Below are 24,397 nucleotides of genomic sequence, written 5' to 3'. Positions count from 1 at the left end.
GACCTCGACAGAATCGGACCGGCCTTTCGGGGCCGGTCCGATCTGCGTTGTCGGGGCCTGGACGGGGGACCAACGACATGTTCGGCATCAGGCGGCCGTCACGCCGGATCCTTGCCACGGTCACGGAGGAGTTCGTCACCGTCCTGGTGCTCGAGATCCGGGAGGACGGCGAGCTGCACGTCCTGAACTGCGGGCATCCCTGGCCGTACCTGATGAGCGGCGCGAGCGTGCGGCCGCTGTCCCGGGCGGATCCGCTGCCGCCCCCGGGCCCGTTCCCGCTGCCGGCGGAGTTGTCCGCCACACCCTGCGGGCGGTTGCTCCGTGCCGAGTCCCTCGTCCTCTTCACGGACGGCGTGGAGGACGCGCGGGACGCCAGGGGCCGGTTCTTCTCGTTGCCGGAGGCGCTCACCAAAGCGGCGCACGACCATCCCGTCTCCCCCCAGCAGATCCTCCGCACGATCCTGGCCGCACTCCTGCGCCACACGACCGGCAGACCCACGGACGACATCCGCCCTGCTGGCACTGGAGAACGACCGCGAGTCCAGCCCCCTGGGGGCGCGGGGAACTGCGCGACCAGCCACGACACACCCGCAGCCGACAACGCGCAGATAGTCCTCCGCCCGACCCGCGGAGCGCACCGCACCGCACCGCCGGGCCGTCGCTTTATGAGGGGGAGCCGACGGCCCGGCGAACCTCTTGCGAGGGGTTTCAGTCAAGCGACCGGAAACGCTCCGCGACAGCGCGCGCACCCTGCGGATGCGCGTACTCCGTTCACACCCCGTGTGAGGACGGAGCCACTACTCTGACGGCATCGAGGCACCCGGGGGGCACCCATGCAGCCCAACACTCTGCTCGACGCGATCCTGGACGAGGCGGGCGTCTCGCACGCGGGCCTCGCCGCCCACGTCAACCAGGCCGGACGGGCCCGTGGACTCGCGCTGCGGTACGAGCACACGGCGGTGGCCCGCTGGCTGAAGGGCCAGCGGCCGCGGGGCCAGGTGCCGGACCTGATCTGCGAGGTGCTCGCGGGGCGGCTGCACCGGCCGGTCACCCTCGACGACATCGGCCTCGGCGTGCCCGGCGAACCGGCCGGCCCGCACGGCACCTCGCTCTCCGGCTTCGTCGAGCGGGCCACCGCCCTGTGGCGCTCCGACGAGCAGCAGCGCCCGCACCTCCTGGGGGCGCCCGCGGTCACCGGCACGCCGGCCGTGATGCCGGTGTGGGAGTGGGAGAACCCGCCGGAGGACGTCGACGTCTCCCGGGGCGGCCGGCACCGTGTCACCTCGGCCGACATCGAGATGCTGCGGTCCGCCCGCGCCCACTACGAGCAGATGTACCGCAAGGCGGGCGGCATCGCGACCCGCAGCCGTGTCGTCGGCTTCCTCAACGCGGAGACGGCGCCGCTGCTGCGCGGCAGCTACACCGACGAGACGGGCCGTCAACTGCACCGGGCCACCGGGGGGTTGGTGGCGGTCGCCGGGATCTGCGCGTACGACTCGGACGCGCACGGCCTGGCCCAGCGCTACTTCCACCAGGCGCTGCGGCTGGCAAAGGCCAGTGGGGACCGGGGACTCGGGGCGTACGTCATCGCCCTCCTCGTCAACCAGTCGCTGTTCATGCGGGAGTACCGGCAGGCCGTCGCCTTCGCGGAGGCCGCGCTGCGGGCGGCGGGCCGGCAGATCACGCCCGCCCTCGCCTCCGACCTGTACGCGATGCAGGCCAAGGCGTACGCCCACCTCGGCGACGGCACGAGCGCCCTGTCGTGCATCCGGCGTGCCGAAACCGCCGCCGATCACATCCGGCGCGGACGCGAGCCCGACGAGACCGGCTATGTCCAACCGGGCCTGGTCAACGTCCAGGTGGCGGAGGCGCTGCTCAGCCTCGGCGACCTCGCCGCCGCCGCCGAGCACGCCGCGGCCGCCGTCGACACCCCGGCGCACGACCGGGGGCGGGTACACCGGCTCGCCATGCTCAGCACGATCGAACTGCGCCAGGGCAACACCGACAAGGCGGTGGTCACCGCGGTGCAGATGGCCGAACAGGCCCGGGGCATGGAGTCCCAGCGCCTGCGCGACAGACTCCGGGCGGTGCGCGAGCATCTGGTGCGCAGCGGCTGCGCGGGCACGGCCGAGGCCGCCGAACTCATCGACGGGGCACTGCGCGTACCGCTGTAGGCGGGGCGCGGTGGGGTATCCGACCAGCATCCGACCACTGACACGACACCGTCACGACACCCACCCGGGCGCCGACACCGGCTGCTTCGCCGACGCTGCATAGTTCCTGCTGCGATATTGCCACTCACCCGACGGAAGGTGGCAGAACCGTGCAGTGGACGAAACAGAACGAACAAACTGTGTATGAAAACCGCTGGTTCAGCGTCAACCTGGCAGATGTGGAGCTGCCCGACGGCCGGCACCTCGACCACTTCCTCATACGGCTGAGGCCGGTCGCGGTCGCGACGGTCGTGAACCGGGCCAACGAGGTTCTCCTGTTGTGGCGCCACCGCTTCATCACCGACAGCTGGGGCTGGGAACTCGCGGCGGGAGTCGTCGAGGACGGCGAGGACATCGTCCGCGCGGCCGCCAGGGAACTGGAGGAGGAGACCGGCTGGCGGCCGGGGCCGCTGCGCCACCTGATGAGCGTGGAGCCGTCCAACGGGCTCACCGACGCAGTCCATCACATCTACTGGTCGGAGCACGGTGAGTACGTGGGACACCCGGTGGACGACTTCGAGTCGGACCGCCGGGAGTGGGTCCCCCTCAAGGTCGTTCCCGACCTGGTCGCCCGGGGGGAGGTCCCGGCCGCCAACATGGTGGCCGCGCTGATGCTGCTGCACCATCTCAGGCTCGCCGAGGGCTAGCCGCGGGACGGGCCGTGGACCGGCTGTCGACCGGTCGTGGACCCGCCGTGGACCGGCCGTGGACGGGCCGGGTTCAGTGGGCCAGCGCCTGCCAGACCGTGGCGACCAGTGCCCCCAGGGCCGTGAGCGCCGCGAGCGAGGGCAGCGGCCAGCGCGCGTGTTCCAGCGAGATCATGCGGGTGTTCAGCTCGTCCACTTCCTTGGCGGTCTGCTCGGTGCGGTGGGACAGCAGGGCCAGCCCGCCCTCGACGCGGGCGTAGGCCACATCGAGCCGGCGACGTAACTCTGCGAGTTCTCCTTGAACCACGGGATGTTCGGGGTCGGCGGTCACGTGGCCGCTCCTTTCCGTAGTCGTCTCCCATCCCTTGCATGCGCATGACGAGTGAACTCGCCTGGTGGGCCGACCGGGAGAGTGTGCGCCAGGCATATGCGGACCCGTGGCGCACACGGCGTGTGAATGCCGCGGGCCCGGCACTCCGAGGAGCGCCGGGCCCGTGGGGAACACGGTGGGTGATCAGTAGGCGTAGAAGCCCGAGCCGGTCTTGCGGCCCAGCCGGCCCGCGTCCACCATGCGCTGGAGCAGCGGGGGAGCGGCGTACAGCGGCTCCTTGTACTCGTCGTACATGCTCTGCGCCACCGACGCGACGGTGTCCAGACCGATCAGGTCGGACAGCTTCAGCGGACCCATCGGGTGGGCGCAGCCCATCTCCATGCCGTTGTCGATGTCCTCGCGGCTGGCGATGCCCGTCTCGAACATCCGGATCGCGGAGAGCAGATAGGGGATCAGCAGTGCGTTGACGACGAAACCGGACCGGTCCTGGGCGCGGATCGCGTGCTTGCCCAGCACCTTCTCGGCGAACAGCTGGGCCCGGCTGAGCGTGCCCTCGGAGGTGGTCAGCGCCGGGATCAGCTCGACGAGCTGCTGCACCGGGGCCGGATTGAAGAAGTGGATGCCGACGACGTGGTCGGGCCGCGAGGTGGCGACCGCCAGTTTCACCAGCGGGATGGAGGAGGTGTTGGAGGCGAGGATCGCGTCCGGACGGGTCACGACCTGGTCGAGAACCTGGAAGATCTCGGTCTTGACCTGCTCGTTCTCGACCACGGCCTCGACGACCAGGTCACGGTCGGCGAACTCGCCGAGATCGGTGGTGAAGCTCAGGCGCGCGAGTGTGGCGTCCCGCTCCTCCTCGGAGATCTTGCCGCGCTCGGCTGCCTTGGCCAGGGAGTTCAACAGCCGGGTACGGCCGATCTCCAGGGCCTCGCCGGTGGTCTCGGCGACCTTGACGTCGAGACCGGCGCGGGCGCAGACCTCCGCGATGCCCGCCCCCATCTGGCCGCAGCCCACCACTCCGACCCGTGAGAGATCTCCCGCTGGGGTGCCCGTCACATCAGTCCCTTTCGCCGCGCTGACTCAGATGGCCGGGGCAGGTCTGCCGGGTCCCGGCCGCCCCTGCTCCGATCGTGCACGTTACTAGCAAGTATCGATGATCGATCGCCGGGGTGGAGGCATGCTGGAGCGCGAAACGATCCGTGACCGAGCGGATCCGCAGAGTGTGTGGGGATGTGTGCGATGGGTCGACTGACCCGGCGGGCGTTCGCGCTGGCAGCGCTGTCGGCGTTCACCACGACGGGCGCGGCGGCCGCTCCCGCGAGGGAACGGCGGGCGGCGACCGAGATGCGGGGGATGTGGCTGGCGACCGTCTCCAACCGCGACTGGCCGTCCCGCCCCGGCCTGACTGCCGCCGCCCAGCGTGCCGAACTGATCGCCATGCTCGACCTGGCGGTGAGCCGGCGGCTCAACACGGTGATCTTCCAGGTGCGGCCCACGGCCGACGCGCTGTGGCCCTCGCCGTACGAGCCCTGGTCGCAGGTGCTCACCGGCACCCAGGGCAGGTCACCGGGCTGGGACCCGCTGGGCACGGCCGTCACGGAGGCACATGCGCGGGGCCTGCAGCTGCACGCCTGGTTCAACCCCTACCGGGTCGCCACCCACGACGACCCCTCCAAGCTCGTCGCCTCCCACCCCGCGCGTCGGCACCCGCAGTGGGTGGTCTCCTTCGGCGGGAAGCTCTACTACAACCCGGGTCTGCCCGAGGTCCGCGCCTTCGTCCAGGACGCGATCCTCGACGCCGTGAGGAAGTACCCCCTGGACGCCGTGCACTTCGACGACTATTTCTATCCGTACCCGGTGGCCGGCCAGACCTTCGACGACGGGGCCGCGTACGACACCTACGGCGGCGCCTTCCCCAGCCGGGCGGCCTGGCGGCGCGACAACGTCGACAAGCTGGTGCTGGAGACGGCCACCCGGATCAAGGCGGCACGGCCCACCACCCAGTTCGGGATCAGCCCCTTCGGGGTGTGGCGCAACGCCTCCACCGACTCACGCGGCTCGGACACCCGGGCGCTCCAGTCGTACGACGACATCCACGCGGACACCCGGAAGTGGGTGCGGGAGGGCTGGATCGACTACATCGTCCCGCAGCTCTACTGGAACATCGGGCTCTCGGTCGCCGACTACGCCAAGCTCGTGCCCTGGTGGGCGGAGGTGGCGAAGGGCAGCCGCACCCGGCTGTATCTCGGCGAGGCCCTGTACCGGGCGGGCGACCCGGCGCAGCCCGCGGCCTGGCAGGACCCGGCCGAGCTGTCGGACCACCTCGATCTGGCCGCCGCCCATCCACAGGTGCGCGGGCATGTCTTCTTCGCCGCCAAGGACGTGCGGACGGACCGGATCGGGGCGATGGCGCGGGTGGTCGCCGACCACTACCGGCAGCCGGCGGAGCCCCCGCGCTGATCTACCGCTGTTCCTCGGCCGTCCTGTGACGGATCTCGGTGTCGGGGCCGGGCGAGCACACGCCCACATGCCCGTCCGTGAAGCGGACGCGGTACGGGGGATTTCCTCCCTGGCCCATGACTTCGACGATCTCGCCGACCTTGTCGTGCTGGCCGACCACCCTGCCGTGCTGGACGAACTGGTCGCCCTTGGTTGCGCGCATCTGCGGGGCCTCCTCACCGGGTGCGACGGTACGTCTGCCGTGGCTAGCCGCGCGCCCGCTGCGTGACGGCGATACACACGAGCACGGCGGCGGCCGTCAGCGGAGCGGCGGGCGTGAGGTGCTCGCCCAGCAGCAGCACCGACCACACCAGTGTGAGCAGGGGCTGCGCCAACTGCAACTGGCTGGCCTTCGGAATGCCGATGAGCGCCATCCCCCGGTACCAGACGACCAGGCCGAGGAACTGCGAGCCCGCCGCGACCCACAGCAGCCCGGCCACGCTGTGCGCGGTCAGGTGGACCGGCTCATGGGCCAGGGCGAACGCGGCGCCGAACACCGTGAGCGGCAGGCAGAACACCAGCGCCCAGCCGATGACCTGCCAGCCCGGCATGACCCGGGCCAGCCGGCCGCCCTCGGTGTAGCCGGCCGCGCACACCAGCAGCGCCCCGAACAGATACAGATCGGCGGTGGTCAGGGCCCCGCCGCTCTGCTGCACGGTGAACGCCACCACCGCGGCGGCACCCGCCAGCGCGGCCGCCCAGAAGGTGCGGGAGGGGCGGGTCCCCATGCGCAGGGCGGACAGCAGCGCGGTCGTCAGCGGCAGCAGGCCGACCACGACGGCGGCGTGCGCGGTGGTGGACGTCCGCAGCGCGAGCGTGGTGAGCAGCGGGAAACCGACCACGACCCCGGCGGCCACGACGGCGAGGCCCGCCCAGTGCCGCCGGGCCGGCGACGGAACGCGGAGGGCCAGCAGGCACCCGCCCGCGATCAGCGCGGCCAGGACGCTGCGCACGGCGACCAGCGACCAGGGGCCGAACCCCTCCAGGCCCCAGGCGGTCGCGGGAAACGTCAGGGAGAAGGCGACGACACCGAGGGCGGCCAGGAGAGTACCGCGGCCGCTCGCCTGGGGCGCGCCGACGGGGGTTCCCGCGGGAGCACCGGCCGGGACGTCGCCCCCGGTGCCGGCCGGGGTGTCGGACCGGGTGCTGACCGCTATCGCGGGCCGGTCGGTAGCGCTACTCTGTGGCTTCATGCAAGAGCGTAGCAGTGTGGGTGAGCTGGCGGATCGGCTGCGGCAGGAGTTCGACCGCTACTCTCCTGGTGGAAAGCTGCCGTCGAGCCGAGCCCTGGTCGAACGGTTCAGGGTGAGCCCGGTGACCGTCTCGCGGGCACTGGCGCAGCTGGCCGCCGAGGGGCTGGTGGTCACCCGGCCCGGTGCGGGCGCCTTCCGCGCCCGGCCGGCGAGGGCGAGTGCCGCCCCCGCGGGCGACACCTCCTGGCAGGAGATCGCGCTGAGCGCGGACGGCGCCGCCGACCTCGTCCCGCGCTCGGTGGACGCCTCGGGCGTGACCGTGTCGCTGGCCGCCCCGCCGCCCGGCGTGATCGAGTTCAACGGCGGCTATCTGCATCCCTCGCTCCAGCCGGAGCGGGCGATGGCCGCGGCCCTGGCCCGGGCCGGGCGGCGGCCGGGCGCATGGGGCAGGCCGCCCATGGAGGGTCTGCCCGAACTGCGCGAGTGGTTCGCGCGGACCATCGGCGGCTCCATCACCGCGGCCGAGGTGCTGGTCAGCGCCGGTGGCCAGACCTCGCTCACCACCGCCCTGCGCGCCCTCGCGCCGCCCGGGGCGCCGGTGCTCGTCGAGTCGCCCACCTACCCGGGCATGCTCGCGATCGCCAGGACGGCGGGACTGCGCCCCGTACCGGTCCCGGTCGACCCGGACGGAGTCAGGCCCGAGCTGCTCGCCGACGCGTTCCGGGCGACCGGCGCCCGGGTGTTTGTCTGCCAGCCGCTGTTCCAGAACCCGACCGGCGCCGTCCTCGCCCCGGATCGGCGCGCGCAGGTGCTGCGCATCGCGCGGGAGGCCGGCGCGTTCGTCGTCGAGGACGACTTCGTGCGGCGGCTCGCGCACGAGGACGCCGGGCAGCTGCCGCGCCCGCTCGCCGCCGACGACCCCGACGGCGTCGTCGTGCACGTCGGCTCGCTGACGAAGGCGACCTCGCCGAGCTTCCGGGTGAGCGCGCTGGCCGCCCGCGGGCCGGTCCTGGAACGCCTGCGCGCCATTCAGGTCGTCGACACCTTCTTCGTGCCCCGCCCGCTGCAGGAAGCGGCCCTCGAACTCGTCGGCTCGCCCGCCTGGCCGCGTCATCTGCGGTCCGTCGCAACCGAGTTGCGGGTCCGGCGGGACACGATGACCGCCGCGCTGCGGCTGCGGCTGCCCGAACTGGCCCTCCCGCACATCCCGTCCGGCGGCTACCACCTGTGGCTGCGGCTGCCCGAAGGCGCCCGGGGAGAGAGCGCGTTCACGGCCGCCGCCCTGCGCGCGGGGGTCGCCCTCACCCCCGGCCGCCCCTACTTCAGCGCCGAACCCCCGGCCGCCCATGTGCGGTTGAGCTTCGCGGCCGTCGCCGGGACGGAGGAGATCGCGGAGGGAGTGCGGCGGCTGCGGTCGGCGTGCGACGAGGTGTTCCCCGGAAAGCGTTCGACATCATGAACGCCGTCCTGTGAGGATCCGGCCATGAATGCCATGAACGCCGTTCCGCCCCTCGCCGAGGGCTACGAGATCTCCGCCGACTCCGCCCGCGTCGACGTCGCGCGGGTGCACCAGTGGCTGTCCACGGACGCGTACTGGGCGCTCGGACGCGAGCGGGAGAGGCAGGAGCGGGCGATCGCCGGGTCGCTGAACTTCGGCGTCTACGACACCGCGTCGGGGGAGCAGGTCGCCTACGCGCGGGTCGTGACCGACCTCGCGGAGTTCGCGTGGCTGTGCGACGTCTACGTGGACCCGGCGGCGCGCGGCAAGGGTCTCGGGACGGCTCTCGTCGCCGCCGTCCGCGACCACCTGCGGGCGTACGGGCTGCGCCGCATCCTGCTCGCCACGCACGACGCGCACGGGGTCTACCGGCAGGTCGGCTTCGAGGCGCTGGAGAAGCCGGACCAGTGGATGGCACTGATCTTCGCGAAGCCCGGGTCCGCGTGAGCGCCCCGGCATGAGCGCGCCGGGATGAGCGGGCCGGCGTGAGCGGGCCGGGATGGGTCGATCCGCGTGCGCGGGGCGGCGCGAGGGGGACGGCGTGATCCGGACACCGTGTGGGTGACACGGTTTTCTGGCGACTTGTCCGGCAGGTCCTGACCCGTCGGTCAGTTTTCTTCCGGCCGTCGGCCGACAGCTCTTGACCTGCGCAGTTACGCGGCTCACCATCACCGCATGCCACTTCGGGTCACGTTCGTCGCCGCCGCTCGCAGCTCCGCGCTGCTCGCGGAACGCTTCGAGGACGACCGGCCGCTGGACCAGGACGGCTGGGCTGAGGTGTTGCAGGTGGCCGACGCGCTGCTGCCGCTCGCGGCCGCCGAGCTGCGCTACTGCTCACCGACCCCGCGCAGCCGCGCCACCGGGGACGCGCTCGGTTACGCCCCGCTGGTGCAGCTCGCCCTGCGGGACTGCGACATGGGCCGCTGGCGCGGTTTCACGCTGGGCGAGGCGATGGCCCGCGAGCCGGAGGCCGTGGACGCCTGGCTCGCCGATCCGCTCGCCACCCCGCACGGCGGCGAGTCGCTGTTCGCGTTCATCACCAGGGTCGCCGGCTGGCTCGACACGCGGCCGGTGGGCGACGGCGGCCGGATCGTCGCCGTCGCCGAGCCGAGCGTCATCCGCGCGGCCCTGGTGTACGCGCTGAAGGCGCCGCCCGCGACGTACTGGAACATTGATGTGCGTCCGCTGTCGACGACCACGGTCACCGGCCGGGCCGGTCGCTGGAACCTCCGCCTCGAAGGGGCCTCGGCTCAGCCCAGCCGTGCGTAGTCGGTGGTGAGCGTCAGGTCCTTGGCGGGGCCCGCCACCCGCCAGACCGTCCGCCAGTGGTCGGCGTCCCGGACGGTGAACTCGCCCCGGTAGAGGTCGGCGGAGCAGGGGTGGTCGGCGATGTGCCGTCCGGTCGTCAGGTCCAGGTCGTGGAAGGGACGGTCGTCGGCGAACCGCACGTCCGCCGTGCCGGGCGTCGGCCCCGGCAGAAAGCGCAGGGTGCGTTCGGCGGGCCGCGGGACACCGAGCCAGACGAACGTGCCGGACTCCCGGTGCAGCAGCCCGCTCTCGCCGCCGGCCTCGCCCCCGTCCAGTGCGCTGAACATCGTGACCCCGTCGAAGCGGCCCTCGGCGCCGCTCGCCCGGTCCCGTACCGACCGGGTGACCCGCCAGCTTCCCCGGAGGTAGGCCAGGGCGTCCGGCACTGGCCGGAACTCGTCCATGCGTTCCTCGCTTCCGACACTTTCGCTGCCGCACGCCCCATTGACGCGTCCCGGCCCCCTCCCTATCTTGCCGTTCGAAGTGCTGATCACCGTCTGATATTTCGAACAACTCGCCTTACCGAGCCGCGGAGTATTCATGTCACGCAGCACCACCCGCACCCGCTGGAGACTGGGCCTCACCGCCACCGCCCTCCTGACGGCCACCGTCCTCGTCCCCGTCCCGGCGCACGCCGAGGCCGTGACCGACTACGCCATCACCGTCGACCCCACCGCCAAGGGCGCGAAGATCGACGACACGATGTACGGCGTCTTCTTCGAGGACATCAACCGGGCGGCCGACGGCGGCCTGTACGCCGAACTCGTGCAGAACCGGTCCTTCGAGTACTCCACCGTCGACAACCGGTCGTACACCCCGCTGACCTCCTGGACGGTCGACGGCACCGCGCAGGTCCTGGACGACGCGGGCCGGCTCAACGACCGCAACCGCAACTACCTTTCCCTGGGCGCCGGTTCCTCCGTGACCAACGCCGGCTACAACACCGGTGTCCGGGTCGAGCAGGGCAAGAGGTACGACTTCTCGGTGTGGGCCCGCGCCGAGAGCGGCAGCACGCTCACCGTGGGCCTCCAGGACGCCGACGGCGCGCTGGCCACCGCCCGCAGGGTCGCCGTGCGCGGCGATGGCTGGGTCCAGTACCGGGCGGCCTTCACCGCCACCCGCACCAGCAGTGACGGCCGCCTGTCGGTGGCCTCCTCGGCCGCGGCCGCCCTCGACATGGTGTCCCTGTTCCCCCGCGACACGTACAAGAACGAGCCCAACGGCCTGCGCAAGGACCTCGCCGAGAAGATCGCCGCCCTCGACCCGGGCTTCGTGCGCTTCCCCGGCGGCTGTCTGGTCAACACCGGCTCCATGCAGGACTACAGCGAGGCCTCCGGCTGGCAGCGCGCCCGCTCCTACCAGTGGAAGGACACCGTCGGACCCGTCGAGGAGCGCGCCACCAACTCCAACTTCTGGGGCTACAACCAGAGTTACGGCCTCGGCTACTACGAGTACTTCCGCTTCGCCGAGGACATCGGCGCTATGCCGCTGCCCGTCGTGCCGGCCCTGGTCACCGGCTGCGGCCAGAACCAGGCCGTCGTCGACGACGCGCTGCTGAAGCGCCACATCCAGGACACCCTGGACCTCATCGAGTTCGCCAACGGCCCGGTCACGTCCACCTGGGGCAAGAAGCGGGCCCGGATGGGCCACCCCAAGCCCTTCCACCTCACCCACCTCGAGGTCGGCAACGAGGAGAACCTGCCCGCCGAGTTCTTCGCCCGCTTCGAGCAGTTCCGCGCCGCGATCGGGGCGAAGTACCCCGACATCACCGTCATCTCCAACTCCGGTCCCGACGACGCGGGTTCGACCTTCGACACGGCCTGGCAGCTCAACCGGGACGCGGATGTCGCGATGGTCGACGAGCACTACTACAACAGCCCGCAGTGGTTCCTGCAGAACAACGACCGCTACGACACCTACGACCGCAGCGGCCCCAAGGTCTTCCTCGGCGAGTACGCCTCCTGGGGCAACGCCTTCAAGAACGGCCTGGCCGAGGCGGCCTTCATGACGGGTCTGGAACGCAACGCGGACGTGGTCAAGCTCGCCTCCTACGCGCCGCTGTTCGCGAACGAGGACTATGTGCAGTGGAGCCCGGACCTGGTGTGGTTCAACAACCACGCCTCCTGGAACTCGGCCAACTACGAGGTCCAGAAGCTGTTCATGACCAATGTCGGCGACCGGGTGGTACCGTCCACGGCTACCGGCACCCCGTCCCTCCAGGGCCCCATCACCGGCGCCGTCGGTCTGTCGACCTGGGCCACCGGCGCCGCGTACGACGACGTGAAGGTGACCGACGCGGACGGCAACGCGCTGCTCGGCGACGACTTCTCCGGCGACGCCTCGCAGTGGACGCACACGGGCGGCGGCAGCTGGTCGCTCCAGGACGGGCAGTACGTGCAGACCGACACCGCCGCCGAGAACACCATGGTCTCGGCCGGTGACGTCGGCTGGCACGACTACGACCTGCATGTGAAGGCCACCAAGAAGTCCGGCAAGGAGGGCTTCCTGGTCGCCTTCGGCGTCAAGGACACCGGCAACTACTACTGGTGGAACCTCGGCGGCTGGAACAACACCCAGTCCGCCGTCGAGCAGGCCGTGGACGGCGGCAAGTCGACGCTGGTCTCCAAGGCCGGGTCCGTCGAGACGGGCCGCGCCTACGACATCGACGTGAAGGTGCGGGGCCGCCAGGTCACCCTCTACCTCGACGGCCAGGAGTGGGGCAGCTTCACCGACGACAAGCCGGCCGAGCCGTTCCGGCAGGTCGTCACCAAGGACAAGAAGACCGGCGATCTGATCGTCAAGGTCGTCAACGCCCAGTCCACGGACGCCCGTACGGCGATCGACCTCGGCGGCGCCAAGGTCGCGTCCAAGGCGAAGGTGACCACGCTGGCCGCCGCGCCGGACGCGGTCAACACGGAGGCCGCGACCGCGGTCGCGCCGGTGACCTCCACCTTCACCGGGGTGGCGGGCGAGTTCACCTACACCTTCCCGGCGAACTCGATCACCTTCCTGCGGATCAGGCAGCGGTAGCGGATTCCGGCGGACCCCGGCGGATCCCGGCCGGTGCGGGCCACGGCGGCCCGTACCCGCCGGGCCTCCCGTGCCCCTCAGGCGTCCTTGCGGCGCCGGAACCAGCCGCGCCTGGGCGGCGGCAGGTGGGGCAGCGACTGCGGCGGCGACTGCGGGGCGTCCGGCCCGCCGAACGGCGGCAGGGCCTTGAAGCGGTCGTCGAAGGCGATCGTGGGCGTGATCCGGTGCAGGGCGGCGCGCACGAGGGTGAGCGGATGGTCGGGGAACCCGGCGTCCCACTGTTCGTGGTCGCCGACGTGGTATGGCAGACCGCCGGTCTGCCCGCCCGGCTGCCCCTCCGCGTAGGGGTCGGGCCGGAAGTACTCGGCCGGACCCACCTGCGCCATGATCATGGCCTCCCGCATCCCGGTCGTGGCGCCCTCGGCGGCCTGCACCTTCACGACCGTGCTGGACCCGGCCCGGGGTACGGTCCAGGAGCCGAGGAACGCCTGCCCGGGCCGGCTGCCCAGCGGCATCTTGACCAGCTGGCGCACCGCCGGGACACCGTCCACCGAGCCGGGCACCGCCTCGATCAGCCCGCCACCGGCTCCGGCCACGAGCCGCGCGAGCCCCGCCCCGAGCCGTTGCGGCTCGTGCAGCGCGGCGGGCAGGTCCGGGATCAGCGGGAAGAAGTGGACCGACAGGACGAGCCCCGCCGCGTCGGTCCACACCCCCGGCTCACGCTCGGTGAAGCCGGTCAGGTCCAGGCTGGTTATCGGTGTCATGGCGATCACCGGGTCGAGGTTACGCAGCCCCGCGGCCCGGGCAAAGATCGCTGCGGGCCCCGCCCCTGCATGGATTGCATAAACGTGCAGCGAAACGTATAGTCATGCCATCCAGGAGGAGGAGTCATGGTGGTACGTGCGGCGGTGGCCGGAGCGAGCGGGTACGCGGGCGGAGAGCTGCTGCGCCTGCTCCTCACGCACCCCGAGATCGAGATCGGCGCCCTGACCGGCAATTCCAACGCGGGCCAACGACTGGGCGCGCTCCAGCCGCACCTGCTGCCGCTGGCCGACCGCGTCCTCCAGGAGACCACCCCCGAGGTCCTCGCCGGACACGAGGTCGTCTTCCTCGCCCTGCCGCACGGCCAGTCCGCCGCCGTCGCCGAGCAGCTCGGCCCGGAGGTGCTCGTCGTCGACATGGGCGCCGACTTCCGGCTGACGGACGCGGGCGACTGGGAGCGGTTCTACGGTTCCGCGCACGCCGGGACCTGGCCCTACGGCCTCCCCGAACTGCCCGGCGGCCGCGCGGCGCTCACGGGGTCCAGGCGCATCGCGGTCCCGGGCTGCTATCCCACGGCCGTCTCGCTCGCGCTCTTCCCGGCGTACGCGGCGGGCCTCGCCGAGCAGGAGGCCGTGATCGTCGCCGCCTCCGGCACCTCGGGCGCCGGCAAGTCGCCCAAGACGCACCTGCTGGGCTCCGAGGTCATGGGCTCGGTCTCCCCGTACGGCGTCGGCGGCGTCCACCGGCACACGCCCGAGATCATCCAGAACCTGAGCGCGGCAGCGGGGGAGCCGGTCTCTGTCTCCTTCACGCCCACCCTCGTGCCGATGTCCCGCGGCATCCTCGCCACGTGCAGCGCCAAGGCGAAGCCCGGCGTCACCGCCGACTCCGTCCGCGCCGCCTACGAGAAGGCCTTCGCCGACGAGCCGTTCGTGCATCTGCTCCCCGAGGGACAGTGGCCCGCCACGGCGTCCGTCCACGGTTCCAACGCCGTTCAGGTGCAGGTCGCGTACGACGCCGCCGTGGGCCGGATCATCGCCATCAGCGCCATCGACAACCTGACCAAGGGCACCGCGGGCGGCGCCCTCCAGAGCATGAACATCGCCCTCGGGCTCGACGAGACCACCGGGCTTTCCACGATCGGAGTCGCACCGTGAGCGTCACGGCAGCCAAGGGATTCACGGCGGCGGGCATCGCCGCCGGGATCAAGCAGAACGGCAACCCGGACCTGGCCCTCGTGGTCAACAACGGGCCCCGCCGCGCGGCCGCCGGCGTCTTCACCTCGAACCGCGTCAAGGCCGCGCCGGTACTGTGGTCCGAGCAGGTCCTCAAGAGCGGCCAGGTGACCGCCGTGATCCTCAACTCCGGTGGCGCCAACGCCTGTACGGGGCCGAAGGGCTTCCAGGACACGCACGCGACCGCCGAGAAGGTCGCCGAGGTGCTGGACCTGGGCGCGGGTGAGGTCGCCGTCGCCTCCACCGGACTCATCGGCGTCCTGCTCCCGATGGACAAGCTGCTGCCGGGGGTCGAGACCGCTGCTGGTCAACTCTCGGAGCACGGCGGCGAGAAGGCCGCGATCGCCATCAAGACCACCGACACCGTCCACAAGACGTCCGTCGTCACGAAGGACGGCTGGACCGTCGGAGGCATGGCCAAGGGCGCGGGCATGCTCGCCCCCGGCCTCGCCACCATGCTGGTCGTCCTCACCACCGACGCCGACCTCGACAGCGAGACCCTGGACAAGGCGCTGCGCGCCGCCACCAAGGTCACCTTCGACCGCGTCGACTCCGACGGCTGTATGTCGACCAACGACACCGTGCTGCTGCTCGCCTCCGGCGCCTCCGAGGTCACCCCGGGGTACGAGGAGTTCGCCGCCGCCGTCCGGACCGTCTGCGACGACCTCGGCCAGCAGCTGATCCGGGACGCCGAGGGCGCCAGCAAGGACATCAAGGTCGAGGTCGTCAACGCCGCCAGCGAGGACGACGCCGTCGAGGTGGGCCGCTCCATCGCCCGCAACAACCTCCTCAAGTGCGCGATCCACGGCGAGGACCCCAACTGGGGCCGGGTGCTCTCCGCGATCGGCACCACCGGGGCCGTCTTCGAGGCCGACCGGCTCAACGTCGCCATCAACGGCGTCTGGGTCTGCAAGAACGGCGGCGTCGGGGAGGACCGCGAGAAGGTGGACATGCGCTACCGCGAGGTGCACATCGTCGCCGACCTCGCCGCCGGCTCCGAGACGGCCACCATCTGGACCAACGACCTGACCGCGGACTACGTCCACGAGAACAGCGCCTACTCCTCATGAGCAACGTCACGCGGAAGCACACCGCGCTCCCCAAGGCCCAGATCCTCATCGAGGCGCTGCCCTGGCTGACCCGGCACAACGGCCGGACCGTCGTCATCAAGTTCGGCGGCAACGCCATGATCGACGAGGACCTGAAGGCCGCCTTCGCCCAGGACGTCGTCTTCCTGCGGCACGCCGGCCTGCATGTCGTCGTCGTGCACGGCGGCGGCCCGCAGATCAGCGCCGCCCTCGACAAGCATGGCATCGTCAGCGAGTTCAAGGCCGGCCTGCGGGTCACCACCGAGGACGCCATGGACGTCGTCCGGATGGTGCTCGCCGGGCAGGTCCAGCGCGAGCTGGTCGGGCTGCTGAACCAACACGGGCCGCTCGCCGTCGGGTTGACCGGCGAGGACGCGCACACCATCACCGCCACCAAGCACCAGCCCGAGATCGACGGTGAGTTGGTCGACATCGGGCGGGTCGGCGAGATCACCGCGATCGACACGGGCGCCATCGAGGCGCTGCTTGCCGACGGCCGCATCCCGGTCGTCTCGTCGATCGCCCGCTCCCAGGACGACGGACATGTCTACAACGTCAATGCTGATACGGCGGCTGCGGCACTCGCTGCGGCACTTGGCGCCGAAACCCTCATGGTCCTCACGGACGTCGAGGGCCTCTACGAGGACTGGCCGAACAGCGACGAGGTGATCAGTCGCCTCACCGCCTCCCAACTGGAGAAGCTGCTGCCGGAGTTGAGCTCCGGGATGGTCCCGAAGATGGAGGGCTGTCTGCACGCCGTGCGCGGTGGCGTGAACACCGCCCGCGTCATCGACGGGCGGGTCCAGCACTCGATCCTGCTGGAGATCTTCACCGACGAGGGCATTGGCACGATGGTCGTGCCCGACGAGAAGCCGCACGCAGAGCCGGCCGCACAGCCGGACGCACAGGGGGAGCCGTCATGAGCAACGAGGAACTGACCGCGCGGTGGCAGAGCGCGCTCATGAACAACTACGGCACCCCACTGCTGCCCCTCGTACGCGGCGCGGGCAGCCGGGTCTGGGACGCCGACGGCAAGGAGTACCTCGACTTCGTCGGCGGCATCGCCGTCAACGCGCTCGGCCACGCCCACCCGGCCGTCGTCGAGGCCGTGAGCCGGCAGATCGGCTCCCTCGGCCACATCTCCAACTTCTTCATGGCCGAGCCGACCGTCACGCTCGCCGAACGGCTGCTCCAGCACTTCGGCCGGGACGGCAGGGTCTTCTTCTGCAACTCGGGCGCCGAGGCCAACGAGGCCGCCTTCAAGATCGGCCGGCTGACCGGGCGGACCCACGTCGTCGCCACCGAGGGCGCCTTCCACGGCCGGACCATGGGCGCGCTCGCGCTCACCGGCCAGCCCGGCAAGCGGGACCCGTTCCTGCCGCTGCCCGGCGAGGTCACCCATGTGCCGTTCGGCGACGCGCAGGCGCTGGCCGCCGCGGTCACCGAGGAGACGGCGCTCGTCGTCCTCGAACCGATCCAGGGCGAACTGGGTGTCGTGGTGCCGCCCGCCGGCTACCTCAAGGCCGCCCGCGCGATCACCGCCGCGACCGGCGCGCTGCTGGTCCTCGACGAGGTGCAGACCGGCGTCGGCCGGACCGGGCACTGGTTCGAGTACCAGGCCCACGAGGGCGTCCTGCCGGACGTCGTGACCCTGGCCAAGGGCCTCGGCGGCGGACTGCCGCTGGGCGCGACGATCGCCTTCGGGCGCGCCGCCGAGCTGCTCCAGCCCGGCCACCACGGCACCACCTTCGGCGGCAACCCCGTCGCCTGCGCCGCCGGACTCGCGGTTCTCGACACCATCGAGAACGAGGGATTGCTGGAGAACGTCAAGCGGCAGAGCGAGAAGTTGCGGACCGGGATCGAGGGTGCGGGCCACTCGTTGATCGATTATGTCCGGGGAGCGGGCCTGCTCCTGGGTATCGTGCTCACCGAGCCCCGTGCGCCCCAGGTGCGGGCGGCGGCTCAGGAGGCCGGCTTCCTGGTGAACGTGCCCGCCCCCGACGTCGTCCGGCTGATGCCGCCGCTGAACCTCGGCGACGACGAGGTGGAGGCGTTCCTCGGGGCGCTGCCCGGAATCCTCGACGCAGCCGCGGCGAGCGGAGAGTGACGATCCGGAGAACCGGAGAATGAGACGACGATGAGTCAGGCGCAGGAACATGAGCAGCCGGGCGCGGGCGGGCCCGCCGTGCCGCAGACCCGCACCGCGCGTCACCGCCGGATCGTGGACATCCTCAACCGGCAACCGGTGCGGTCGCAGAGCCAGTTGGCGAAGCTGCTGGCCGACGACGGGCTGAGTGTCACCCAGGCGACGCTGTCGCGGGACCTGGACGAGCTCAACGCGGTGAAGATCCGCAACAACGACGGCGACCTGATCTACGCGGTGCCCAGTGAGGGGGGTTTCCGGACCCCCCGGGCACCGCTGGGGGAGTCGGCGAAGGAAGAGCGGATGCGGCGGCTGTCGCAGGAGCTGCTGATCTCCGCGGAGGCGTCCGCCAACCTCGTGGTGCTGCGCACCCCGCCGGGCGCGGCCCAGTTCCTCGCCTCGGCGATCGACCAGGCCGAGCTGCAGGACATCCTCGGGACGATCGCGGGCGACGACACGCTGCTGCTGATCAGCAGGGAGCCGACGGGCGGCCAGGCCCTGGCGGATCATCTGCTGCGGCTTGCCCAGAACGGCCACTGAGCGGCGGCTTAACGGCCACTGGTGGTCGTCGAGGGGCCGCTGGCCGGTCACTGAACGGCCGATGAACGGCCACTGGATGGTCGTTGAGGGCCGCTGATCGGTCACTGAACGGCCGCTGAGGGGTTCTTCGGGTCGTTCGCCGACCGCGGGCTGGTCGCGCCGCCGCCGGGAGGAGGAGCCGCGCACCGACACGGCTTCGGGCTCCGGGGGAAGTGCCGGCGCCGTCGCTGCTCAGTCGCCCTCGTACGGCGCCGACCCGTGTCGCCCGCAGCCACCCGTGTGCCGCCCGCGCTCACCGGTGCAGGCTGGGGTCGCCGGTGCTGCCTGCGGTCACCCCTGCTGCCCGCAGCCACCGGTGCCGCCCGTGCCCACCTGTGCCGCCCGCACATACCCGTGCCGCCTGTGTAGCCCGCACGTACCCGTGCCGTCCGCACCCACCCGTGCCGCCAGCGGCCGTACAGGGCGCGGCGGCTGCCTGTCAGCGCGGGATTGCGCCACCCGCCCAGGCCGGTCACGAGGCAGCGAGCAGGCCGACTGTGGCTCGGCCGAGTCGGCCGGCCACGGCTCAGCCGAGTCGGCCGGCCACGGCTCAGCCGAGTCGGCCGGCCAGGCCCCCCGTGCAGCGCACCTCGTCGCCCGCCGTGATCAGCAGGGCCTCCACGTCCGGCAGGGACTCCAGCCAGCCCAGCGCTTCCCGCGAGCCCATCGCGAACGCGGCCGTCGCCCAGCAGTCCGCCCAGGTCAGCTGCGGTGTCACCACCGTCACGGCGACCAGGTCGGTCACCGCGGAGCGGCCCGTTCGCGGATCCACGATATGGGCGCCCCGCTCCGCCGTGCCGGAGGTCGCGACGGCCAGTTCGTCCGCTCCCGCCGCCGAGACCACCGCGGCGAGACCACCCGGGCGCAGCGGGTCCGACACCCCGACCCGCCACGGCCGCTCGGGCCCGGGGACACCGAGCAGCTGCACGTCCCCGCCGCCGTTGACACTCACCCCGTTCACACCCGCCGCCGCGACCAGCCGGGCCGCGCGCTCGGCGGCCCAGCCCTTCACGATGCCGGTGGGGTCGAGCCGGCCCTGGTAGCGCATGCTGAACCAGCCGTCGCTCACCCGCTCCGCCTCGGCGCCCAGCTCCAGCACCTCGGCCACTTCCGGATCGCACTCCTCGACGGTCAGCTCACCGCGTACCAGCCGGGACACCTGGCTGTCCTCGCGGTAGGTGCTGAACACCTCGTTCACCCGGTGCAGCGAGGCGATCGCCTCCTCCAGCGCCGCCCGCACCGCCTCGGGTTCCCCGCCGCGGACGTCGAAGGAGAAGACGGTCCCCATGACCTCTTCCGCGTGGCGCAGCACGGCGGGGGCCGGCGCCGACTCGGCCACGGTGTCAGCCACCGGCCTGGTCCAGCGCCGACTGCAAGGACTTCTTGTAGCCCTCGCTGGTGAAGGTCGCGCTGGAGACGGTGTCGATGTCGGCGCTGCCGGCGGCGACCGCCGCCGCGTTGAGCTTGGGGATGGCCAGCGCGGTCTTCTGGTCGCTGGTGCCGCCCTTGGGGGCCTGGACGGCCTCCGCCTTGGTGATCTTGCCGCCGGCGACCGTGATCCGGACCTGGACGGCGCCGTACTGCGTCTGCGCGGCGCTGCCGGTGACGGTCTTGGCCTGCGCGGCCCCCGAAGAGGCCCCCGCGTCGCCGGACCCGGACGACGAACCCGCCTTCGCCTTCGCCTTGTCCAGCGCCGACTGGAGGGACTTCTTGTAGCCCTCGCTCGTGTAGGTCGCGCTGGAGACGGTGTCGATGTCGGCGCTGCCGGCGGCGACCGCCGCCGCGTTGAGCTTGGGGACGGCGAGCTCGGTCTTCTGGTCGCTGGTGCCGCCCTTGGGGGCCTGGACGGCCTCCGCCTTGGTGATCTTGCCGTCGGCGACCGTGATCCGGACCTGGACGGCGCCGTACTGCGTCTGGGCCGCTTCCCCGGTGAAGGTGCCGGACGCCTGCGCGCTGCCGGAGCCCTGGGAAGCGCCGGAGCCGGCGCTCGCGTTCGCCTTGTCGATCGCCGACTGGAGGGATTTCTTGTAGCCCTCGCTGGTGTACGTGGCGCCCGACACCGTGTCGATGTCCGGGCTCTGCTTGGCGACCACATCGGCGTTGAGCTTGGGAACGGCCAGCGCGGTCTTCTGGTCGCTGGTGCCGCCCTTGGGCGCCTGGACCGCCTCGGCCTTGGTGATCTTGTTGTTGACGACGGTGATCCGGACCTGCACGGCCCCGTACTGCGTCTGCGCCGCGTCACCGGTCATCGTTCCCGACACGGGCGCCCCGGCCCCGCCCTGGGCCGCGGCTTCCTGCGCCGCCGCGCCCGCGCCCGCCGCCTGGGCGGAGCCCGGGTCGGACGACGGCTTCAGCGACAGCAACAGCACGATCCCGGACACGGTGGCGGCGGTGGCGAGTACGACGCGCCGAAGAGGGTGGCTCTTCCTCATCGCTTCCTGAGCTCCTGATTCCCGTTTGGTGGCGAGGTTCCCGTGAGTACGGGTCGCTCACATCTCGAACGACTCGTGGTGGATGCGGCGGGCGGGAACCCCGGCGCCGCGCAGTGCCTCGTACACCCCTTGGGCGAAGCCGTTGGGTCCGCACATGAAGACGTCGTGGCTGTCGATGTCGGGGATCTTCCGCTGGAGGGACTCCGCCGAGATGTCGGGGCGCTCCCCGTCGGGGCTGTTGACGGCGTACATCAGCCGCGCCCCACGCTCGTCGGCGATCTTCGCCAGCTCGTCCCACAGCGCCAGGTCCTGCGTGCTGTTGGCCCGGTAGAGGAGGGTGATGTCGCCGGCCGCGCCCGGCAGCGTCTCGAACAGCGCCCGCATCGGCGTGATGCCGACCCCGCCGGCCACCAGCAGCACCTTGCCCCGGCTGCGCCGGGACGCCGTCATCGCACCGTACGGACCCTCGGCCCACACCTTGGTGCCGGGCTGCAGCTCGCGCAGCGCCGCACTGTGGTCGCCGATCGCCTTGACGGTGATCCGCAGGAGGTCCGGGCGGGGGGCCGCCGACAGCGAGTACGGGTGGGAGCTGAACCGCATCCCCGGCGCCATGAACCGCCACCGGAAGAACTGCCCGGCCTCCGCGCCCATCCGGTGCAGCTTGCGCCCGCCGATCAGCACCGACACGATGCCCGGCGTCTCCTCGATGACCGCCTCGACGCGCAGCCGGTGCCGCAGGTTGAGCCGGACCGGGACGATGACGCGGTACCAGACGACCAGCGCGGTGACCGAGCCGTACAGCGCGTACCAGACGGTCTTCGCGGTCGGCTCGATCGCGAAGTCGTTCCCGGTGGTGATCTGGTGCCAGAACGTCAGGAACACGGCCGCGTACGTCATCAGATGGATGTGGTACCAGGTGTCGTACGGCATCCGGCGGCGCACGGGTCCGATCGAGACCAGCCCGATGAGCAGGAACAGACCGGTGCCGATCGCCGCCTTGCCCATGTCCGGCAGCTGGTTGATGGAGTCGATCGTCTGCTGGACGATGTCCCCCAGCGTCTTCCCGGCCTGGAGGGCGTACCCCCACATGATCAGGAACACATGCGCGAAGACCAGGCAGAGCGTGTACCGGCCGCTCATCGCGTGCCAGCGAGCGACCCGGTCCGAGCCCACCCGCCGCTCCAGCGCGGGCACCCGTGCCATCTGAAGCACCACGAGCGCCATCAGGTACCCGGCGAGCAGCCCGGTGATCCGTCCCGCGTTGAGGATCTTGCTGTTGTCGTCCGCGATGTTCGGCGTGTTCGCCCACCACAGCCACAGCACACCCGCCGCGCCCGCCCATACGGCGAGCAGCAACGGGACGGCCGGGGAGCGGCGCGGGCGGATGCGGCGCATCGTCTGGCGGCGGGCGGCACGGCCGCCGGCGATCGTCGTGGTCACTGTTCCTCCGTGGATACGGACCCTTGGCCCTCAGATACGGGTCCCGGCCACGGAGCGTTCAGAGTCCCGCCGAGTCCAGCGCGGACTGAAGCGACTGGCGGTAACCGTCGCTCGTGTAGGTCGCCCCGGACACGGTGTCGATGTCCGCGCTCTGCGCGGCCAGCGCCTCGCTCCGGAGCTGCGGGACCGCGTACGCGTTGATCTGCTGGTCGCGCGGATTCTCCTGCGGGTAGGTGACCGCGGTGACGTCCGTGATCTTGCCGTTCCGCACGGTGACCCGGACCTGGACCGGTCCCCAGCGGGTCTGTACGGACTCGCCCGTGACGGTCCTGGTGCCCGTGGCCGTGGTGCCTCCGCCCCCTGTGCTCGAGCCGCTGGAACTGCTCGAAGACGGTGCGGGTGCCACCGCGGCGGCCACCTCGGGCGCCGTGTGCGGCTTCAGGGCCAGCAGCATCACCACCCCGGAGACGGTGGCGGCGCTTGCCAGCACGATCCGGCGCGACGGACGGCTCTTCCTCAACGCGTGCATGTCCTTGGCCTCCCGGCTCTCACAGTTCGAACGACTCGTGGTGGATGCGCCGGTCCGGTACGCCGGCCGCGCGCAGCGCCTCGTAGAGGTCCTGGGCGAAGCCGTGCGGCCCGCACAGATACGCGTCGTGTGCGGCCAGATCGGGGACGGCCCCGCGCAGCGACTCGGCGCTCATGCTCGGCCGCTGCCCCTGCGGCCCGTTGAGCGCGTACAGCACCTTCGCGCCGCGTCGGCGCGCGATGGCCTCCAGCTCCCCGCCCAGGGCGAGGTCCACGCTGCTTCGCGCCCGGTACAGCAGCGTGACCTCGCCCGGCAGCGTCTCGAACAGCGCGCGCAGCGGGGTGACGCCCACCCCGGCCGCGATGAGCAGCGACTTGTGGGCGGTGCGCCGGCCGGCGGTCAGCGCCCCGTACGGGCCCTCGGCCCACACGCGCGTGCCGGGCCGCAGCAGCGCGACGCCCGCGCTGTGCCCGCCGAGCGCCTTCACCGTGATCCGCATCAGGTCCGGGCGGGGCGGGGCCGACAGCGAGTACGGCGTCGAGGTCCACCCCAGCCCCTGCCCGAGGAAGCGCCACCGGAAGAACTGCCCCGCCTCCGCGCCCAGCTCGTCCAGCCGCCGCCCCCGTACGACGACGGAGTACACGCCGGGCGCCTCCCGGTGCACGGACTCCACCCGCAGCCGGTGCCGCAGATTGAGCCGTACGGGAGCGAGCATCCTGAACCACACCACCAGGGCGGCGACCCCCAGGTACAGCGCGTACCAGGCGGCCGTGGCGACCGGGTGGCCGCTGAGGTCGTCGCCCGATGCGAGCTGGTGCCCGAAGGTGAGGAACAGGGCGGCGTACGTGAGGAGGTGGACGTAGTACCAGAACTCGTAGCCGGTGCGGCGGCGCACGGCCCGTACGGAGGTGACGCCGACCGCGAGGAGGATCACCGTGCCGGCGGTCGCCTTGAGCATCTCCGGGTAGTCGAGGACCACCGTCAGTGTCTCGTGCACGAGCGAGCGGCGGTCCTGGGCCGCGTACCCGGTGAGGATCAGTACGATGTGGGCGAGCAGCAGGCAGACCGTGTAGCGGCCGGCCATCGCGTGCCAGCGGGCGACCCGGTCGGAGCCGATCCGCCGCTCCAGCAGGGGCACCCGTGCCATCAGGCCGACGAGCACCGCGCACGCGTAGCCGCACAGCAGCCCGGCGATCCGTCCGGCGCCGGTCAGCCAGCCCGCCGTACCGACCACCGTGCCGGTGTCGGACCACCACAGGGCGAGCACGGCCGCGGCCCCGGCCCAGAGCAGGACGAGGAGCGGGGCCGCGGGGGAGCGCCGGGGATCCGGCGGTGCGACCGGGGCCGGCCGCCGCTCGTACACGGTCGTCATGGGGTGCGTCCTTTCGGCTGTCAGGGACGCAACTGTGCGCGGTGAACTTCTGAGGACGCTCTGAGCGGCCGCCCAGGAGCGCTCCGCACGGCGGACTC

The 24,397-nt window shown here is 71.9% G+C and carries 23 protein-coding genes and 1 pseudogene; 13 read left to right on the top strand and 11 right to left on the bottom strand.

All coding sequences use genetic code 11. The features are described 5' to 3' along the window. Positions 1–119 precede the first annotated feature (119 nt). The 3 genes and pseudogenes from ACFVYS_RS18130 to ACFVYS_RS18120 form a co-directional block, all read left to right on the top strand. Positions 120–612, top strand: a pseudogene (locus tag ACFVYS_RS18130) (PP2C family protein-serine/threonine phosphatase); the annotation flags it as partial. Positions 613–833: 221 nt separating this feature from the next. Then, a complete protein-coding gene (locus ACFVYS_RS18125) occupies positions 834–2,174 on the top strand; it encodes a transcriptional regulator (protein ID WP_389503083.1) in 1,341 nt (446 codons plus the stop codon). Between the two features lie 149 nt (positions 2,175–2,323). Beyond that, positions 2,324–2,860, top strand: a complete 537-nt coding sequence (locus ACFVYS_RS18120) for an NUDIX hydrolase (RefSeq protein ID WP_078616030.1) — start codon at positions 2,324–2,326, stop codon at positions 2,858–2,860. Between the two features lie 73 nt (positions 2,861–2,933). Here the strand turns inward: ACFVYS_RS18120 and ACFVYS_RS18115 are convergent, their stop codons facing one another. After that, the gene (locus ACFVYS_RS18115; RefSeq protein WP_389503081.1) at positions 2,934–3,191 is read right to left on the bottom strand and encodes a hypothetical protein; all 258 of its coding nucleotides are present in this window, start codon (positions 3,189–3,191) and stop codon (positions 2,934–2,936) included. A gap of 183 nt (positions 3,192–3,374) precedes the next feature. Beyond that, a complete protein-coding gene (locus ACFVYS_RS18110; protein WP_389503079.1) occupies positions 3,375–4,247 on the bottom strand; it encodes a 3-hydroxybutyryl-CoA dehydrogenase in 873 nt (290 codons plus the stop codon). 183 nt (positions 4,248–4,430) lie between these two features. Between ACFVYS_RS18110 and ACFVYS_RS18105 the strand changes: the two genes are divergently transcribed. Continuing rightward, positions 4,431–5,651 carry a glycoside hydrolase family 10 protein gene (locus ACFVYS_RS18105; RefSeq protein ID WP_389503077.1) on the top strand — a complete coding sequence of 407 codons (1,221 nt, stop codon included), beginning with the start codon at positions 4,431–4,433 and terminating at the stop codon, positions 5,649–5,651. 1 nt (position 5,652) lies between these two features. On the opposite strand, the gene ACFVYS_RS18100 is transcribed toward ACFVYS_RS18105, so the two are convergent. Together ACFVYS_RS18100 and ACFVYS_RS18095 are read right to left on the bottom strand one after the other, a co-directional pair. Next, positions 5,653–5,853 carry a DUF1918 domain-containing protein gene (locus tag ACFVYS_RS18100; protein ID WP_020132326.1) on the bottom strand — a complete coding sequence of 67 codons (201 nt, stop codon included), beginning with the start codon at positions 5,851–5,853 and terminating at the stop codon, positions 5,653–5,655. A 43-nt stretch (positions 5,854–5,896) separates the two neighbouring features. Beyond that, a complete protein-coding gene (locus ACFVYS_RS18095) occupies positions 5,897–6,883 on the bottom strand; it encodes a DMT family transporter (RefSeq protein WP_389503075.1) in 987 nt (328 codons plus the stop codon). Between ACFVYS_RS18095 and ACFVYS_RS18090 the strand changes: the two genes are divergently transcribed. The 3 genes from ACFVYS_RS18090 to ACFVYS_RS18080 all read left to right on the top strand — a co-directional run bounded on the left by ACFVYS_RS18090 (position 6,882) and on the right by ACFVYS_RS18080 (position 9,650). Then, the gene (locus ACFVYS_RS18090; RefSeq protein WP_389503073.1) at positions 6,882–8,342 is read left to right on the top strand and encodes a PLP-dependent aminotransferase family protein; all 1,461 of its coding nucleotides are present in this window, start codon (positions 6,882–6,884) and stop codon (positions 8,340–8,342) included. The two genes, ACFVYS_RS18095 and ACFVYS_RS18090, sit on opposite strands and share 2 nt — an antisense overlap. Positions 8,343–8,375: 33 nt before the next feature. Next, positions 8,376–8,828 (top strand): GNAT family N-acetyltransferase, encoded by a 453-nt coding sequence (locus ACFVYS_RS18085; protein ID WP_389503264.1) that lies wholly within the window; start codon positions 8,376–8,378, stop codon positions 8,826–8,828. 228 nt (positions 8,829–9,056) lie between these two features. Then, positions 9,057–9,650 (top strand): histidine phosphatase family protein, encoded by a 594-nt coding sequence (locus tag ACFVYS_RS18080; RefSeq protein ID WP_362271877.1) that lies wholly within the window; start codon positions 9,057–9,059, stop codon positions 9,648–9,650. Here ACFVYS_RS18080 and ACFVYS_RS18075 read toward each other — a convergent pair. Next, entirely contained in the window at positions 9,632–10,093 is a 462-nt protein-coding gene (locus ACFVYS_RS18075; RefSeq protein ID WP_389503071.1) for a DUF6314 family protein, read from the bottom strand. The genes ACFVYS_RS18080 and ACFVYS_RS18075 overlap by 19 nt on opposite strands. Positions 10,094–10,229: 136 nt before the next feature. Here ACFVYS_RS18075 and ACFVYS_RS18070 point away from each other — a divergent pair, with 136 nt between their 5' ends. Beyond that, positions 10,230–12,719 (top strand): alpha-L-arabinofuranosidase C-terminal domain-containing protein, encoded by a 2,490-nt coding sequence (locus tag ACFVYS_RS18070; RefSeq protein WP_389503069.1) that lies wholly within the window; start codon positions 10,230–10,232, stop codon positions 12,717–12,719. 77 nt (positions 12,720–12,796) lie between these two features. Here the strand turns inward: ACFVYS_RS18070 and ACFVYS_RS18065 are convergent, their stop codons facing one another. Next, entirely contained in the window at positions 12,797–13,483 is a 687-nt protein-coding gene (locus tag ACFVYS_RS18065; protein WP_389503067.1) for a hypothetical protein, read from the bottom strand. A gap of 126 nt (positions 13,484–13,609) precedes the next feature. Between ACFVYS_RS18065 and argC the strand changes: the two genes are divergently transcribed. Genes argC through ACFVYS_RS18040 form a run of 5 tightly spaced genes read left to right on the top strand, consistent with a single transcriptional unit; the run spans position 13,610 to position 18,487 of the window. Continuing rightward, positions 13,610–14,638 (top strand): N-acetyl-gamma-glutamyl-phosphate reductase, encoded by a 1,029-nt coding sequence (gene argC, locus ACFVYS_RS18060; RefSeq protein WP_389503065.1) that lies wholly within the window; start codon positions 13,610–13,612, stop codon positions 14,636–14,638. Continuing rightward, positions 14,635–15,786, top strand: a complete 1,152-nt coding sequence (argJ, locus tag ACFVYS_RS18055; protein ID WP_389503063.1) for a bifunctional glutamate N-acetyltransferase/amino-acid acetyltransferase ArgJ — start codon at positions 14,635–14,637, stop codon at positions 15,784–15,786. Before argC ends, argJ begins: the two co-directional genes overlap by 4 nt. Then, entirely contained in the window at positions 15,783–16,727 is a 945-nt protein-coding gene (gene argB / locus ACFVYS_RS18050; RefSeq protein WP_389503061.1) for an acetylglutamate kinase, read from the top strand. The genes argJ and argB overlap by 4 nt, the downstream gene beginning before the upstream one ends. Beyond that, positions 16,724–17,911, top strand: a complete 1,188-nt coding sequence (locus ACFVYS_RS18045; RefSeq protein WP_389503060.1) for an acetylornithine transaminase — start codon at positions 16,724–16,726, stop codon at positions 17,909–17,911. Before argB ends, ACFVYS_RS18045 begins: the two co-directional genes overlap by 4 nt. A 30-nt stretch (positions 17,912–17,941) precedes the next feature. Beyond that, positions 17,942–18,487 carry an arginine repressor gene (locus ACFVYS_RS18040; protein ID WP_020132361.1) on the top strand — a complete coding sequence of 182 codons (546 nt, stop codon included), beginning with the start codon at positions 17,942–17,944 and terminating at the stop codon, positions 18,485–18,487. A 589-nt stretch (positions 18,488–19,076) separates the two neighbouring features. On the opposite strand, the gene ACFVYS_RS18035 is transcribed toward ACFVYS_RS18040, so the two are convergent. The 5 genes from ACFVYS_RS18035 to ACFVYS_RS18015 are packed head-to-tail and all read right to left on the bottom strand — an operon-like array spanning position 19,077 to position 24,299. Continuing rightward, entirely contained in the window at positions 19,077–19,877 is an 801-nt protein-coding gene (locus ACFVYS_RS18035) for an FAD:protein FMN transferase (RefSeq protein WP_389503058.1), read from the bottom strand. After that, the gene (locus tag ACFVYS_RS18030) at positions 19,870–20,958 is read right to left on the bottom strand and encodes an FMN-binding protein (RefSeq protein WP_389503057.1); all 1,089 of its coding nucleotides are present in this window, start codon (positions 20,956–20,958) and stop codon (positions 19,870–19,872) included. The genes ACFVYS_RS18035 and ACFVYS_RS18030 overlap by 8 nt, the downstream gene beginning before the upstream one ends. 57 nt (positions 20,959–21,015) lie before the next feature. Then, on the bottom strand, positions 21,016–22,398 hold the full coding sequence (locus ACFVYS_RS18025) for a ferric reductase-like transmembrane domain-containing protein (RefSeq protein WP_020128765.1): 1,383 nt from the start codon (positions 22,396–22,398) through the stop codon (positions 21,016–21,018). A 58-nt stretch (positions 22,399–22,456) separates the two neighbouring features. Beyond that, positions 22,457–22,927 carry an FMN-binding protein gene (locus tag ACFVYS_RS18020; RefSeq protein WP_389503055.1) on the bottom strand — a complete coding sequence of 157 codons (471 nt, stop codon included), beginning with the start codon at positions 22,925–22,927 and terminating at the stop codon, positions 22,457–22,459. 19 nt (positions 22,928–22,946) lie between these two features. Beyond that, positions 22,947–24,299 carry a ferric reductase-like transmembrane domain-containing protein gene (locus tag ACFVYS_RS18015; RefSeq protein ID WP_389503053.1) on the bottom strand — a complete coding sequence of 451 codons (1,353 nt, stop codon included), beginning with the start codon at positions 24,297–24,299 and terminating at the stop codon, positions 22,947–22,949. Between the last annotated feature and the right edge of the window lie 98 nt (positions 24,300–24,397).

The sequence above is a fragment of the Streptomyces sp. NPDC058295 genome (assembly GCF_042880655.1).
GTDB classification, from domain to species: Bacteria; Actinomycetota; Actinomycetes; order Streptomycetales; family Streptomycetaceae; genus Streptomyces; species Streptomyces coriariae.
The sequence above is the reverse complement of the archived record's forward strand: the minus strand, read 5'-3'. Positions and strand labels throughout refer to the sequence as shown.

Bases quoted from the DNA above. Each gene is read 5' to 3' on its own strand.
- ACFVYS_RS18125 (WP_389503083.1), top strand. From the start codon at position 834: ATGCAGCCCAACACTCTGCTCGACGCGATCCTGGACGAGGCGGGCGTC.
- ACFVYS_RS18105 (WP_389503077.1), top strand. From the start codon at position 4,431: ATGGGTCGACTGACCCGGCGGGCGTTCGCGCTGGCAGCGCTGTCGGCG.
- ACFVYS_RS18100 (WP_020132326.1), bottom strand. From the start codon at position 5,853: ATGCGCGCAACCAAGGGCGACCAGTTCGTCCAGCACGGCAGGGTGGTC.
- ACFVYS_RS18090 (WP_389503073.1), top strand. From the start codon at position 6,882: ATGCAAGAGCGTAGCAGTGTGGGTGAGCTGGCGGATCGGCTGCGGCAG.
- ACFVYS_RS18095 (WP_389503075.1), bottom strand. From the start codon at position 6,883: ATGAAGCCACAGAGTAGCGCTACCGACCGGCCCGCGATAGCGGTCAGC.
- ACFVYS_RS18085 (WP_389503264.1), top strand. From the start codon at position 8,376: ATGAACGCCGTTCCGCCCCTCGCCGAGGGCTACGAGATCTCCGCCGAC.
- ACFVYS_RS18080 (WP_362271877.1), top strand. From the start codon at position 9,057: ATGCCACTTCGGGTCACGTTCGTCGCCGCCGCTCGCAGCTCCGCGCTG.
- ACFVYS_RS18075 (WP_389503071.1), bottom strand. From the start codon at position 10,093: ATGGACGAGTTCCGGCCAGTGCCGGACGCCCTGGCCTACCTCCGGGGA.
- ACFVYS_RS18070 (WP_389503069.1), top strand. From the start codon at position 10,230: ATGTCACGCAGCACCACCCGCACCCGCTGGAGACTGGGCCTCACCGCC.
- ACFVYS_RS18065 (WP_389503067.1), bottom strand. From the start codon at position 13,483: ATGACACCGATAACCAGCCTGGACCTGACCGGCTTCACCGAGCGTGAG.
- argC (WP_389503065.1), top strand. From the start codon at position 13,610: ATGGTGGTACGTGCGGCGGTGGCCGGAGCGAGCGGGTACGCGGGCGGA.
- argB (WP_389503061.1), top strand. From the start codon at position 15,783: ATGAGCAACGTCACGCGGAAGCACACCGCGCTCCCCAAGGCCCAGATC.
- ACFVYS_RS18045 (WP_389503060.1), top strand. From the start codon at position 16,724: ATGAGCAACGAGGAACTGACCGCGCGGTGGCAGAGCGCGCTCATGAAC.
- ACFVYS_RS18040 (WP_020132361.1), top strand. From the start codon at position 17,942: ATGAGTCAGGCGCAGGAACATGAGCAGCCGGGCGCGGGCGGGCCCGCC.
- ACFVYS_RS18030 (WP_389503057.1), bottom strand. From the start codon at position 20,958: ATGAGGAAGAGCCACCCTCTTCGGCGCGTCGTACTCGCCACCGCCGCC.
- ACFVYS_RS18020 (WP_389503055.1), bottom strand. From the start codon at position 22,927: ATGCACGCGTTGAGGAAGAGCCGTCCGTCGCGCCGGATCGTGCTGGCA.
- ACFVYS_RS18015 (WP_389503053.1), bottom strand. From the start codon at position 24,299: ATGACGACCGTGTACGAGCGGCGGCCGGCCCCGGTCGCACCGCCGGAT.